This is a genomic window from Brevibacillus dissolubilis, from assembly GCF_006170445.1.
GTDB lineage: Bacteria > Bacillota > Bacilli > Brevibacillales > Brevibacillaceae > Brevibacillus_B > Brevibacillus_B dissolubilis.
The window spans coordinates 317,207-331,405 of the sequence record NZ_VCNA01000002.1; the positions used below are offsets into that span (position 1 = coordinate 317,207).

8 protein-coding genes are annotated in these 14,199 nt (G+C 51.2%); 2 read left to right on the forward strand and 6 right to left on the reverse strand.

Annotated elements, in window-relative coordinates; translation table 11 throughout:
• Nucleotides 1-8: 8 nt before the first annotated feature.
• Genes FGI41_RS03500 through FGI41_RS25360 form a run of 4 tightly spaced genes read right to left on the reverse strand, consistent with a single transcriptional unit; the run spans nt 9 to nt 8,299 of the window.
• Nucleotides 9-4,529 carry a putative glycosyltransferase family protein gene (locus tag FGI41_RS03500; RefSeq protein WP_176560104.1) on the reverse strand — a complete coding sequence of 1,507 codons (4,521 nt, stop codon included), beginning with the start codon at nt 4,527-4,529 and terminating at the stop codon, nt 9-11.
• A 38-nt stretch (nt 4,530-4,567) separates the two neighbouring features.
• A complete protein-coding gene (locus FGI41_RS03505; protein WP_139488571.1) occupies nt 4,568-4,984 on the reverse strand; it encodes a response regulator in 417 nt (138 codons plus the stop codon).
• Nucleotides 4,985-4,991: 7 nt separating this feature from the next.
• Complete coding sequence (locus FGI41_RS03510) at nt 4,992-5,873, reverse strand: glycosyltransferase family 2 protein (protein WP_218015217.1); 882 nt, start codon at nt 5,871-5,873, stop codon at nt 4,992-4,994.
• Nucleotides 5,873-8,299 (reverse strand): glycosyltransferase, encoded by a 2,427-nt coding sequence (locus FGI41_RS25360; protein ID WP_255298342.1) that lies wholly within the window; start codon nt 8,297-8,299, stop codon nt 5,873-5,875. Before FGI41_RS25360 ends, FGI41_RS03510 begins: the two co-directional genes overlap by 1 nt.
• Nucleotides 8,300-8,569: 270 nt before the next feature.
• On the opposite strand from FGI41_RS25360, the gene FGI41_RS03520 reads away from it, so the two are divergent.
• The gene (locus FGI41_RS03520) at nt 8,570-9,739 is read left to right on the forward strand and encodes a glycosyltransferase (RefSeq protein WP_176560105.1); all 1,170 of its coding nucleotides are present in this window, start codon (nt 8,570-8,572) and stop codon (nt 9,737-9,739) included.
• Complete coding sequence (locus FGI41_RS03525; RefSeq protein ID WP_176560106.1) at nt 9,699-10,097, forward strand: response regulator transcription factor; 399 nt, start codon at nt 9,699-9,701, stop codon at nt 10,095-10,097. Before FGI41_RS03520 ends, FGI41_RS03525 begins: the two co-directional genes overlap by 41 nt.
• A gap of 530 nt (nt 10,098-10,627) precedes the next feature.
• Here FGI41_RS03525 and FGI41_RS03530 read toward each other — a convergent pair.
• Together FGI41_RS03530 and FGI41_RS03535 are read right to left on the reverse strand one after the other, a co-directional pair.
• Nucleotides 10,628-13,081 carry a PAS domain-containing sensor histidine kinase gene (locus FGI41_RS03530; protein ID WP_139488575.1) on the reverse strand — a complete coding sequence of 818 codons (2,454 nt, stop codon included), beginning with the start codon at nt 13,079-13,081 and terminating at the stop codon, nt 10,628-10,630.
• A gap of 129 nt (nt 13,082-13,210) precedes the next feature.
• Complete coding sequence (locus FGI41_RS03535) at nt 13,211-14,191, reverse strand: serine hydrolase domain-containing protein (RefSeq protein ID WP_255298304.1); 981 nt, start codon at nt 14,189-14,191, stop codon at nt 13,211-13,213.
• Between the last annotated feature and the right edge of the window lie 8 nt (nt 14,192-14,199).

Here is a 14,199-nt window from a genome sequence, read left to right on the forward strand (position 1 = left end):
TTCTCCTCCTACGCGTCTAATCCGATGGAATGTTCGTGTGCGGTTCCTGTTGTCTTGGACTTCTTCTTGCTGCCCCTTTTGCGAATCCGTCTGGTCGGCCCCACATAGCGGTACAGCCAGTAGGTGACCGCAAAGCCTGCGAGCAGAACGAGGAATCCGCCGTAGTAAATCTTGCGCAGAACGATGGAGATCTCCCCTGCTCCATCTTGGTTGGTGATATAGCCAGTCGTAACACCGTTGACGACGAGCGTACCGCGTTGTTTATCGCCAAAGGTCATCTCCCACAGTGGATTCGGTGACTCATTGACACTCAGCAGAATGCGCTCTTTTGCAGGGTTTTCTACGGTAAAGACACGTTTCATCGTGTCGACGCGCTCATAGCCAACAGGCATATGCTTACTGGTGGCTGGGAAGAAATCGGAGAGGCCGCCCCCTTCTACCAGTGCCACTTGGTCGATCATGATCATTTCTTTGTATGGAATGAGGCTGTAGTTTTTGATCTCCAGCTTGCCGGATTCACTTTGGTGACCGCGCGCGAGGATATGCACCTGCATCGTCTTAGCTTTTTGCGGGACGCGGATGATCTGCTCGTAGGTGTTCCAGCGGTCTTTGTCCTTTTCCTCTACGTCATTGATATACGTGGTGTCGACGATCTCTTGGTGTTCATTCAAGAAGACGATCTTCATATGACGCTTGCGGATGTTTTGGGAGACGGCATCGGCATGGAACAGGTACTCGTCATCCGGCTGAACCGGAATTTTTTTGGATGCGGTGATGAACCAGTCGCAGGAACAGCTTGGTGGATAGGTGATGGTGAACAGGTCGCCTGCATTGTGCTGACGCAACAGGTTCGGATCATTCTTGACGCATTCACAGCAATCTTGATCGACCGGATCGCCTGTTGCGGGTGCAGGATCTGCTTTGATTTCACTCGGGTCTAAGCGATGCAGGTCGGCAAACGTACTGACTGATGGCACACGGCTGTCCACCGCAATCTCCAGCTGGTAAGCCCCTTTGGTCAAGGGGATGTCCTTGAGCTCAATCGTATTGGTATGGTCAAAATAACCGGGCAATTCCCTGAACTCCTGCGGGAACGTATCACGGAAAAGATTGTAGTCGATCACGACCTGCGAGGTGTCGGCCTTTTGCTTAAACGACTGGGAGGAGATCGGGTACGAGAGCTTCTGTCCGGTCTCTTGGTTGGTTAGCGTCACCTTGATCGAGCCGTTATGTGCAGGAATTGCGTTGGCCTGTAGGGCGAGTGTGTAGCTGGCATCCTTGACGATATCGAGATCACGGGTAAGTGAGCCTTGCTGGAGGCTGATCCCCTTGCCATAGCTCAGCTTAGGGAAGGCACGCTCGGTCTGCAAGCCGCTGCTTTTCTCGAAGTCGTTCTCTGCTTCCAGTACGGCAAATACCTTGGCCGTCTGCACAGCGTCGTCGATCACCTTCATCTGCTTGTCGTATTCATCAACTGGCACAACCGCAAGCAGGTTCACCCCGTTGAAGCCCTCCAGATTCTCTACCGTGATCGGCTGTTCACCCTCAGCGAAAGTATGCACGCCCAGGTCGTCCCAGACGAATTGGTTGAGCGTCTCTTCCTTGGTATCAACCGTGGCGGTCTGGCTGTCGGGAAGCGTCACCTTCAGCTCCCCGCCCTTTTGGCTCTTGAAGGTGCGGATGTAGACGTGCGCCTTGGTTTCTTTTTCGAACTTCTTATACATCGTGAAGGTGTTGGGCTTGCGGTACTTCTCCAGATCGTAGAGCTTCATGTCGTGAATCCACCAGTAGGTCTTCTCCACTGGCTTTTGGTAGGACAAGAGATCGATCCGCATGTACTTGGAGCCTTTTGGCGAGACATATTCGCCGTAGAACTCCAGCGCGTCAAAATTGGATTCTTCTGTCGGCGCCACCACATAACTGGTACCCAGCTCCTTCATCTGCTCATCGAAAAAGATCACTTTGAGGTGGAGCTTGTTGGTTCCGCGCCCCGATACGGTAATCGAGAATTGATACGGGTTGTTTTCCTTGGCGTCAAGCAGACCTGACTTGGCGACCTGCCAGATATTTTTCGGGTCTCCCCGGACGATCTCCCCGTGCAGCGTCGAGATATTATTGGCAGGGCCGCGCGGGTTGGCTTCGACGGTGAATAGCTCCTCGTTGTCAGGCACGAAGAATTTTTCCTTGCGTAACAGGGTATCGAAGTCGACGATCAGATCGCCCTTCATCTCTTTCATCTTGTACGGCAGCACATCTAGCTTGTTCGGGGCGAATGTGACACCCACCCCCGCTCCGTAATCGAAGTCAAACGGGAAATTCTTGATGTTCTGCGAGCTTAAGAACCAGAGCCAATCGCTGTTTTTGACCAGAGTCTTGGACCATTTGAGAAACGGATTGCCGTCCTCGATCGCCTCGAACGGGAGGACGAGGTTGTCTTTTGGCAGATTGGAGAGCAGCAGATCCATCTTGCGGTTCACTTCGATATAGTCAGCCTTGTCTACCAGATGCAGGTAGGGGGTCTCATCCAGCGTGGTGAAGATCACCCCATAGTCGTTGAACTGGTAGTTCGGCAGATTGTTGTAGCTCTCCATCCGCGAATAGCCGTACGGGCTGAAGATCTTGTGCGGAACCTGCTGGATATACGGACGGCGCAGAGATTCCTGTAGTGCATACAGCTGGAAGATCGGGTTCTCGTAGTGCTTGTCCCAGCCGTCTTGGCTGTCGAGCAGCTGCTCGTGGAACTTTTGCCGGATCTCCTGGCCTTTGTATTCCTTGTGATACGAGAGTTCATTGATTCCGAAGGCGCTGAACAGCTCGGCGAGGTTGTTACTCTGTCCTTTGTCCATCAGGTATTGCAGGAAGTTCATATAATATCCAATACTAAGTGAATTCCCCTCATGATGGAAGATCGTATTCTTCTGCGAGGTATAGACATGCACATCGCCTGTCGCTTTGTGGATGCCGTATGGGTCGGGGTTCTGATTCCACGACGGTGTCGCCACCCCGGTGTAGCTCTGGATCATATTATCCGCGATCGGGAAATAGAGTACACGGCTGTCGAAGCGCTCTTTTTCGATCATGTGATCCTGCACGTCGAGATACTCCTCTGGGATCGGCACCGGCTTGTAGAAGCCCGCGATAAAATGCTGATGGAACGGCAGGATGTACATCCAGAAGCAGACGACGATCGCTAAGACCGATGCGTATTTGATCAGGCGGTGATAGATATTGTTCTTGAGCGATTGCAGAAAATGAACCACCCCGAACGACAAGAGCACCCCGAAGTTGACCGCGAGCAACCCGCCGAACTTGTTGGGATCGCGAAATACCGGGCCGATCAGCGGTGTCTTGGTCACGATGAGGACGAACCAGTCTGCTACCGCCGAATAGGTGACCCCTGTCGCAAGCACGATGAAGACAATCGCGGACAAAGTAAAGAACAGGATGATCGGGTTGCGGTACGCACGGAACACCATCGCATACAGAATCGCCAACAGCAGCACCCCACCGCCGATCCAGAAAGTAACGGGCAAGGTATTGAGCTGAAACATCGGCCACCAGTAGCTGATCAGATAGACCACATTTTCAATCGAGCTGTGACGGCTAAACAGTGACAGCGTGTCCACCACATTGATATTGTGCTGGGACGCCTGTGCTTTGAACAGGATACTGCCTGCATACATCGACAGCCAATAGAAGCTGTACAGACCAAACAATAAGCCAAACACCACATAGCGAATGGCAAAATGCTTCATGATTTTCCACACATTGCCCCACTTACGCCCGCTGTCAGTGATCAGCGTCTTGATGATGATCAGCGCACTGAGCAAGACCAGATAGATCATGCCATAGAAGAAATAGTGAATCGCCGCCGCACACAGCGTGAAGACGATACTAAGCAACGCCATATCGACGACATTGCGCCGATACAGCTTCGGCTTCAATACGTCATAGTCGTGGATCAGCTGACGCTGGAACTTCGGGTCGAACGCATTGAAGAAGAACATCAGCACCAGCGGAAACAGACTGTAGCCGCACAGCAGATAAATATGCTGAATTCGATAGATCACCCACGGATTCAGCGCATAGAACAGCGCCCCCGTGATGATCCCAAACAGCGTGATAAATGTAAAATGCTTGGAAAAGTAGATACTCACCAAGCGCTTCGTAAACCAATACATCGAAAAAGCAGACAGCAGCAAAAGCGCCGTGATGAAGCTTTTGATCAGCACAGGCCCGCTGTATCCGAACGCAACTGACAGCAGATAGAACGGCAAAATGAACAAGAGACGCGGCACATTAAACAGCGTCGATGTGCTCCATCTCTCGTTCCATACTCCAAATATCTCTTCCATATACCGCTCAGATGTGAATCCGAACGCCATATCACTAAACACGATATGCCCCGCTGAGAAAAGCGGTCTTACCATCGCCACAATGATGGCAAAAAGAATCAGCAGGGAGGCAATATCATGGCGATACGTATAGAAAAAGTTTTCGCGTTCTACTTTTCTTGGTTCAAAGCTCATGATTTGGTCTCCCCCTCTCTTTTGCGTCATCTGGGCTGTCAGGCTTGGGTCTGTCTCTCTGGTGTTTCCCTTTTTAACCGTCTGGCTTCTTTCAGCGCATCTACGAGCACCTGTCTCGTATCCTCATTGACCATGAACGGCTTGGTCAGATAACGGTACACACCGATCTGATTGATGACCGCCAGAATCGTCTGTACCTGCAGGTAGCCGGACAGGATAATCCGCACCACGAGCGGGTGTCTTTCTTTTACAATCGAAAGCAGCTGGAATCCGTCCATATCCGGCATCCGCATATCACTGATCAGGACGTCGATCGGCAGACGGCTCAGCTTATCAAGCGCCTCTTCTCCGCTCTGGGCGAAATGGCACTCATACTCTTCCTGCTGCAACAATTTTTTCAGCAAAAACAACACGGTTTCATCATCATCAACGAATAAGATATGTCCCTTGCTCATCGTGAACTCACCTTTTGTTCAGTATCGATTTGCCCAATTCAAAGACCCCCACAGAGGTCAATGCTACATACATGAAGAACATGCCACCCGTCAAAAGCGGATGCTTCACATACTCCACGAGATTGCTTGGCCGATACAGCACCGAGCGGAAAAAGTACCAGCGGGAAAGCGCCTTGGTAAAGCCTTGCTTCTCTTCATTTAAGGTCTTGTCCATCACGGAGAAATAGTATCTTTTCTTCTCCAGAATATTTTTAAGCGTTACATACTTTTCATTATGTAGAACGCCTGTAAAAGTCGCTCTCTTGATCACACCGCCCAGCTCCAGATAGCGAATCGTCGGCTGTGTCTCTTCAAAGGCAATCTGCTTTTCGCTGATGCCGCCTGATTTCTCGTATTCGCTCACACGCCAGAAGCGGGCTGCCTCAATCGAGTTGAGCCCTACCTCTTCGCCGCCATTATTGATGATGTTGCGCTCGAATACCTTGACGTGGGAAAAGTAGTTGTCATAGGTGGTATAGGCCTTCTCCGGTATGATCAAGGCACCGACAGACGGGTTCTCGGCGAAATAGCTGAGGCAGTCGCGGATCAGGTTGGGCTGCATCACCATGTCCGAGTCGATCACGTACAGATACTCCGCCGCAAGCTCCTTGGCCAGTGCAATCGCGGTCGCTCTGGCAATCCCGCGTTCTCCATGCGGCAGCGGGATCAGGTGAAAGTTGGTGTAGCCTTGGGCCGCCTGCTGCATCACTTGGATGGTATTGTCTGTGGAGCCGTCATCTGCGACGATCACCACGAGGTCTTGGTCATTTTGTTCCAGACAGCTTCTTAAGCACTCTTCGACATAAGAAGCGCTGTTATAGGTAGAGAATATTACGGCCACTTTCGCCATTATGCACTCACCTCTTTTGTCTCTGGAGTAGAATCTATGGTTGTGGATGCTTCTCCCATCAGCCCGCGCATGAATGCTTCAAAGCTTGCTGACGTGTGATCCCAGTGGAAATTCAGCGAGAATTCATAGGCTTGCTGACGCATCAGCGCATAGCCTTCTGTATCTGTCATGACCTGCTCCATCAGGCGCTTGATCTCCGCCACCGTATTTTCCCGGCAGAGATAGCCAGCGCGCCCCTGATCGACCGCATCGACCAATCCGGCTGAGTGGTAGACGATACTTGGTGTACCGACAGCAGCGGCTTCGGTGATCGTCAGGCCCCAGCCTTCACGCAGGGACGGGAAGACGAGGGCATGGGAGCGGCTCATCAGCTCCAGCTTTTGTTCACTGGTGACGAACCCGTGGAAGCAGACATCTACATCCTCACCAGGCCCGCCGAAGCTGAGCTGATAGCGCTGCATGATCGGGATCAGTACCTTTTGCATGTAGGCTTCGTCTTTTTTGCCGACGATCCACAGGCAGGCGGTCGAGCGGGTCTGTTTGAGCTGGGCGAACGCTTCAATCGTGTCGTCAATCCCTTTGTACTGGGTAAAGCGCCCGACGTACATGAACACCGTCTCCGCTTCTTTGGCGAGGAACTGTTCCGGCTTCCAATGCGTGAACTCGATGCCTTCTGGGAGGATCGTGACCTTCTCCGATGGAAAACCGATGTTTACTAAATCTTGTTTAGTGGAATTAGATACCGTAATGGTAGGATCATGTTTGGAAAGCTGTAACAATGGTGTCTCCGTCCAATATCCAATCGAGTTAATCGGGAATCCGGCATTGCGGTACCAGATCTCACGGGTGAGCTGATGGATGAAAAAGATCCGCTTCTTCGCAGGAACCCATGCTCTGGTGAGGAACCGATGCGTGTTGCACTGATCGACCACGTAATCGATGCGGTCCTGATTCTTCCGGTAGTACTGCATCGCGTGCCAGATCACGGACAAAATACCGCCCCGGCGAAGGTAGGTGATACCGTCGATCACTTCTTGCCCGGCCAGTCCCTCGAATTGTGGAGCAAAATGGATGACCTCATACTTCTCATGGTCGATCCGGCTCAGCATCTCATGGGTAAAGACCTCTGCCCCGCCCTTCTGCGGTGAGCGGATGTCACGCCAAGAGAGGAACAGTAATACCGTGCGTTTTGACCCCGTCTTTTTCATATCGAATCCTCCCAAGTAACGTTTGATGTCGAGCAAGAGTCCCGTCAACAGTACCGCATAGGCAACCATCTGGACATACAGGACGGCCGGTACGCTATGATGATAGACCATGAGCAGCACGGTGATCAGCACAGACACAGCAGACAGATAGATCAGATGACGGGAACGATTGAGAATCATATTAAAGTTGATCAAAAACAGCGACAGAACAAACAGGCTGTATACAATCGCACCAAGGTACAGATACGGCTTCCCGCCGCTGTATGCCTGACCAAACATCCATTCGACCGTATACGGAAGCACCAGACGATACCCCGCCACAGCCACCAGACACAGCGCGAACATCCCGCCGAGTGCAAGCTTGAGACTTCGCTTGAACGAAACCGGATCACTCTTCTTTTCGCTTAACATCGGCACCAGCAGCGTAATGACACTCAGCGAGAAGAACAGCATCAACTGGGAATAGCGTAGGATCACCGCATACGTCCCCGATTCTTGCGGCAGATAATAGTTGACTGCAAGCATATCAACCGAAGTGAAAAAGTAGAAAAAGAACTGAGCCACACAGATCAATCCGATGGCTTTCATCACTTGACCAAGCCCCAATCCTTTGGTCTCGGATTGGAATAGCTTGGGGAGATGCTGACGGTTCTGATAGATTCCGACCGCAAGTGAGACGATCATCCCCACGAGGATAGCGATCAGGCCCTGCTCCACATGCGGGTTCGCTTTGAGCCAGAGCAGGAGCACCAGCATTTTCACCAGCACCTCGGTATACAGGCTGAGATTGATCAGGAGAAACCGTTTCTCTCCCTGAAAAATCCCCCGGTTCACGCACAACAGCAGATGAACTACAAAAATCAGCAATAGCAAGCCCTGTGACATCGCACTCATCCGCGTCAGGTGAACGATCATCGGCTGTGATGCGATAAACAGACCGATCAGGATCACCGCTGCGACCGCACTGACGGTCAACGTGCTCCGCAGCTGATGGACGCCCCCCTCTTCCGCAATCACCCTGGCTGTATAGGTCTGTACCGACAATCCCAACACGAACAGGATCGAGAGTAGCGACAGCACCGTATTGAGCATGCCATAATCGTCTGGCAGCAGCAGCCACGAGGTATAGATATGGAAGAAATAATTGACACCATTAAGCGCAATGTCCAACATCAAAAACAGGGGACGCTGAAACTTTTGCAAGCCATTTTGCAGCACTTTCTTCAATGAAACTGTCCCCTTCCCGGCGATACTCATTTGCTAGAATCATATCAGTTTTTGATTTCAAAAATACCACTATGCCCTGATCCCCTGTTTTTTTGTCATCAAATGTCGTTTTTTGTGCATCAATGTCGGAATCTGCGTATTTTGTCTCTGTTCCTGCATTTGATGACCGTTTCTGGGCCTTTCATGTCATTTCCACTCCTCTCCTTCTGTCTTTTTGCTAGAATCATAGTACCTAGTCATAGAAGAGAAAGGAGGATCACGATGCAATCCAAGGCTCTCGCCGTGAGCGACCATACTCGCCAAATACCTTATCCGTCCATCTTGCACTTTTACCAGCCGGACGTCGTCTCATGGGAGGAGGTGGAGCAGATTTCGGTGGCTCCCTACGCATTGGTGATTATTGATCTGATGGACTCCAAGAAAAGCAAGCAGATCATCAACCGATTGCGCACGGATAAGCCGGGTCTGCCCGTCTTGGTCTTGTTGGACTTTGATCTTCCTTTTCATACGGATTTTTTTACCGAGATTCATGGATATGGGCCGGTGCAGGTGCTGGACTGGAAGATCTCCTATCATGACCGTCTGCTTGAGGCGGTCGAGGGGATTCTGCATCCTGAGTATCCGACCCATCACACACGGATCGCTGTGATCGTGCCTGTATTTAATGAAGAGTCGCGTTTTCATCATGTGGATCACTTTTTGCGTAATCTCCAGATTCTGATGGACAATGGCTACCGCCACATCACCGTCTATCTGATCAATGACGGCAGCAGTGACGATACACAAGGACTTATCGAGCGGTTCGCGCAAGGCTATCTGTCTGGCACCAACATGATTCCGCAGTTCTTGTCCTACTCGTCTATCGTTCTGACGCAGAACACGCGCAAGGCGGGTACCTATATCGAAAGCCTGCGCCAAATCAACGCCGACACCTTTGTATTCGTCGATGCGGACAATTCGTTCTCGATTGAGGATATCTCGACCATGCTCAACATCCTGGGCAAAGGCTACTATGACCTCGTCATCGGCACCAAGGATCATAACGAGGACCGCCGCCTGATCCGCAAGCTCGTCAGCTTCGCCAAGCGCCTGCTAACCAAGCGGTTCCTCCCCGCCGGAGTCAATGATTCTCAGACTGGCTTGAAGGTGATGAACGCGGTTGCGGCACGCCACCTCCTCCCCTATCTGGAAGTGAGCACAGGTCTTGCGATCGACTTGCAGATGCTGTATGTCGCCAAACAATTTCACTTCCGTGTCCTCCAGCTGCCTGTCACGATTGTTGACCGGGAAGGCTCCCATGTGGATCTGTGGAAGGACAGTATTCATTTTCTGAAAAGTATCTACCGCATCAAGAATTCATATCATCAGATGATGAAGAGGAGTAATGAGCATGGAAAACACGATGAAAGCGATTCGGGTCCTGTTCGTTGAAGATGATGAGAGCATCCGGTTTCAGTTCACCCGTTTCCTGCGCAGACGTGTCCAGGAGGTCTATGTCGCGGCTAATGGACAGGACGGGCTGGAGATGTATCGGGAGCATCTGCCTGATGTCGTGATCTCCGATATCCGTATGCCTGTGATGAATGGGCTGGAGCTGGCGAAGGAGATTCGTGCGTTCCACCAGCATGCGCGCCTGCTGTTCATCTCCGCACAGGATGATGATCTGTTTATGGAGCAGATTCGGGCGCTGGGTGAGGATAATTTTATTAAAAAGCCGGTGCATCTGGATGAATTGCTTGCGCGGTTGAATCGGTTTGCCGATGAGATTGTGGCGAGTCGGGCTAGTTAGGTCGTTCATTTTGATAGAAAGAATTTCTCGATTGATAGAAAAAAGGAAGCTTCCGAGTTAGAGGAGGCTTCCTTTTTTGAGTTGGCTTGTAGTCGGTTTATTGAAGTCGTTTTTTGGGTTATAGAGGTCGCTCCGGCAGGAGCGTGAGGATCATCTGTTTTCCAGTCGCCTTTCCCTCACTTCGTTCAGCCGGTCTCCTTACAAACAGATGATCCTCACGCTCTCTGGTTGTGCCAGCTGACTTATAACAAAGCAGAAAAGCTTCTTTCAGTAAAACTCTGCAACTGGAAAACAGGCAAAAGTGATCTTCCTGAAAACGAACCGCTACTTCTACTTTTCTAGCAATCCGTCTCCTCCATCTCAATCTATCTGATCTTTTCTACCAATCATCTCTTCATACATAACAATCTCTTTTCTTCCTCACAAGACTTTCTTCCCCATAACACTCCCTCTAGCCATGCCTGCATTTTGAGATAACGACCCATACATCCGCACCTTAATCTGGATACGACTCAAGATTACGCACGACCCTAACTAGAGATTTTAGCGACACTCTCTCTGGCAACTTCACCTTCACCGTCCGACTCCGGCTGATACATCGGCAAGAATAGCGTCAATAACGCCCCTCGCTCGGTGTTGGTCGCGGCGATCTTCCCTCCAAGGTTTTCTTCGACGATGGTTTTGCACATGTAGAGCCCGATGCCTGTGCCCTCTTGTTTGGTCGTGAAATAAGGGTCAAACACCTTGCCGATGATCTCTTCGGGAATGCCGCCGGCGGTATCCTCAAATTGGATCACGACTTGGCCGCAGTACTCAAAGCCGACGATGTGAATCTCTTTTTCCTGGGTTTTGCGCTCTTGGAAGGCTTGCTTGGAATTCTGGAAAAAGTTGAGCAGGACTTGGTTGAACTCGTTGGGATTGCCTACGATACGCAGGTCGTCCTGGATGTCATAGGTGACATTGATCTCGCCGTGCTTGATCTCAGGGTTAAAGATCGAGACGCCTCGCCGTACCATCTCAGCAGGTGAGAGAACGTATTTTTCTTTATTCGGATTGAAAAAATTGCGGAAATCATCAATCGTATCTGACATATGCTTGATCAGGCGCATGCTTTCCCTGGTCGACTCTTCCAGATACTCTTGATCGATTTCGCCGTATTCATAGGCTTCCTTCACATCCTGGATAATCAGACCGATCGAGTTGAGCGGCTGTCTCCATTGATGGGCGATATGTCCGATCATCTCGCCCACCGCCGCAAAACGGGACTGGTGGATCAGCAGATGGTCTTTTTCCCGGTTCTTCTGGACTTCATCCTGGACACGTTGCTCCAGAATGCCATTGAGGATGGACAGCTCGCGCATCATCGTCTGCATCTTGGCTTCGGTCGCCTTTTCCTTAGTCATATCGGTGTTGATGCCGACAATACGCAGCGGCTTCTGATTCTGGTCACGGATCACTCTCGATTTGGAGTAGATCCATTTGACCTCACCAGCTGGACCGATGATGCGAAAACTAATGTTCAGCCGGTCGGTCTCTTGCAGTTCTGACATAACCGCAAGCACCTTGGCCTCGTCTTCCGGATGAATTTTTTTGAGCCAGCAGGCTGGGTCCAACACGACCTCTTCGGGTGAGATCCCCCATACCGATTCGACGGACGGGCTGATGTAGAGCACCCGGTCAAAATCAGGCGTAACCGACCAGACCACATCGTGCACCGAATCTAGAATCTCGGGAATCAGTTCCTCCAAGCGGGAACGCTCTGACTGGACCTCCTGCATATGCAGTTGGATCGTTTCTGTCATCTGCTTCATATTCCCGATCAAGCTGTGCATCTCATGTACATTGCTCTCTGGCCAGTCGATCTGCTCTTCCTTTTGCACCCGCTCTGGAATATTGGCGGTTGCTGCATGGAGATTGGTGAAGATGCGGCTCATATAACCGCTCAGAAGACCAGCCGCCAGAATCGTGCCGAATGTCCCCATCAGCGACAGCAGCAAAAAGCGGTTATACTTCTGGTAAGTCTCCTCCAGATACGGCCGGATCGAGATTTTGACGAACAGCGTCCACGGGCGTTCGCTTTTCCCTTGGATCGTCTGCTTGCTGTAATAGATTGAATCCGCCCATTTCATCAGAGCAGGGCGGTCGTCATCCGGCATCCAATGATAGATATTCAGGTCAACCTGTTCCACTCGTCCCTGCTCTTCGAACGCCAGCTCCTGCATCCCCTCCATTGAGGTAAGGCGGCTGGTGATCATTTTTCCATGCTCGTCCATCACCACGGCTACCATCTCAGAGGACTTGAGCGGGAGATCTGCCCCATACTGGAAAAACTGAGTCGTCGCCCACGTACTCTGCTGAATCTGATGGATAATCCGCTGCTCGATCAGGCGGTTCTCTTCCCGCCCCTCATACAGAGTGGCAAACATCGAAGGAAAAATCACAAACGACACCATAATGCCAAAAAACACCTGACGCAGCCCAATCCGACCACTGCTACGCACTCGATTTGGAAGCTTCATCCACCTGGTCAAGGGCAGATGATGCATCAACAGGTACGCCACCGTCGCATTCCCGATACTGCCAAGCATATCCTTGAGCATCTGTTGATTGGTGAGTACCCACGGAAATTCCAGTACGTGATAATAGAACAGATAGGCAAGCGGAATCCCCACGATCATCCAAAAGATCGACACCGACACAATCAGGTTGCGCGTCCGCGGGTCACGCATACAGATCCCGACGAACAAGGTCTCACACAGATGGATGAGCGCGGTGTACGGATGCCCGCTTATCAGTGCTGGCCCGATACTAGCCGCTACGGTCACCAATAGCCCCGCCCACAATCCGTAAAAACGCAGAATTAAGAAGACGAACACACTGCCAAAGAAAAAGTCCGCTCCCACACTCATTGACAATCCACTCATATTGCCGAGTACGGCCAAACAGGTTAAGAGCAGGAATCCTGCTGCCTGATGAAATTTCATATCAGTCCACTCCCTGTTTTCTCTCTATTTCGAAAGGATATTCAACTATTATATAGTGTAGTTTATCAGGTTTGTAACTGGTATTTTCAAATAAAAAAAAATCAGGGACGAGTGGTATCCCTGATTGTTCTATCTATTCAAATGGCTGGATGACCCCACGATCCCCGGCAAGACCATCTCCCGAAACATCTGCATCGGCCGCAATGACGCCTCATACATCTCACTCGTCACCACAACCACCATCTGCGCCCGTGGCACGACAATGATATACTGCCCGCCGAACCCCAAGGCAAAATAATACCGATTCTCCTCCGAAACATCCTCTCTCGCCGGATCAATCCAGTTCACCCACCAATGATAGCCATAATGCCCGATCCGCTCATAGGTGAAAAACCGCGCTTGGGTCGACTCTCTCACCCAGTCGCCCGGCACGATCTGCTGACCCTGCCACTTACCACCGTTGAGGTAAAGCGTTCCAAACCGCGCCATCGCCTCTGCCGTCATCACCAGACCGTCGCCGCCGTTGCTGATGCCTTTGCTGTCTTGGTACCAGTGAACCTCGGAGATCCCAAGCGGGGCGAACAGATGCTTCTTGGCATAGGCAGCTGCTGTCATCCCCGTTGATTTCTGCAAAATCGCTGACAACAGGTGCGAACAGCCCGAATTGTAGTTCATCTGCTCCCCCGGATTCACGGTCAGCGGACGCTCCAGCACGAACCGCACCTGGTCACTCGCATATTTCATATGGGAAAACGACTGCCACTCACCAAACTCCGGCCAGTGATAGCCTGGCGTCATCTCGAGCAGATGGCGGATGGTAATGTCCCGCTTGCGGGCATCATCCAACTTGGCATATTGATAGGGAAAATATTGTTTAATCGGTGTATCCAAGTCGGCAATCGCCCCCTGCTCCAAGGCGATCCCGATCAGTGCCGAGATGACACTCTTGGTGCAGGAGTTGAGCTTTTGCAGCTTGGTTTCGATCTTTTTATTTTTGTGGTAGCGAAAAAGGGTCTCACCGTCGCGGATGATCAGGAAGCTCATGATCTTTTCTTTTTGGATGGCCCGCTGCAAGGTGTACAGGACATCAGGGTGAATGGAGCTACCCACGGGATGTT

What these genes read in the sequence shown, in the direction of transcription:
- FGI41_RS03500 (WP_176560104.1), bottom strand. Translation starts at nt 4,529, where the DNA reads ATGAGCTTTGAACCAAGAAAAGTAGAACGCGAAAACTTTTTCTATACG.
- FGI41_RS03505 (WP_139488571.1), bottom strand. Translation starts at nt 4,984, where the DNA reads ATGAGCAAGGGACATATCTTATTCGTTGATGATGATGAAACCGTGTTG.
- FGI41_RS03510 (WP_218015217.1), bottom strand. Translation starts at nt 5,873, where the DNA reads ATGGCGAAAGTGGCCGTAATATTCTCTACCTATAACAGCGCTTCTTAT.
- FGI41_RS03520 (WP_176560105.1), top strand. Translation starts at nt 8,570, where the DNA reads ATGCAATCCAAGGCTCTCGCCGTGAGCGACCATACTCGCCAAATACCT.
- FGI41_RS03525 (WP_176560106.1), top strand. Translation starts at nt 9,699, where the DNA reads ATGGAAAACACGATGAAAGCGATTCGGGTCCTGTTCGTTGAAGATGAT.
- FGI41_RS03530 (WP_139488575.1), bottom strand. Translation starts at nt 13,081, where the DNA reads ATGAAATTTCATCAGGCAGCAGGATTCCTGCTCTTAACCTGTTTGGCC.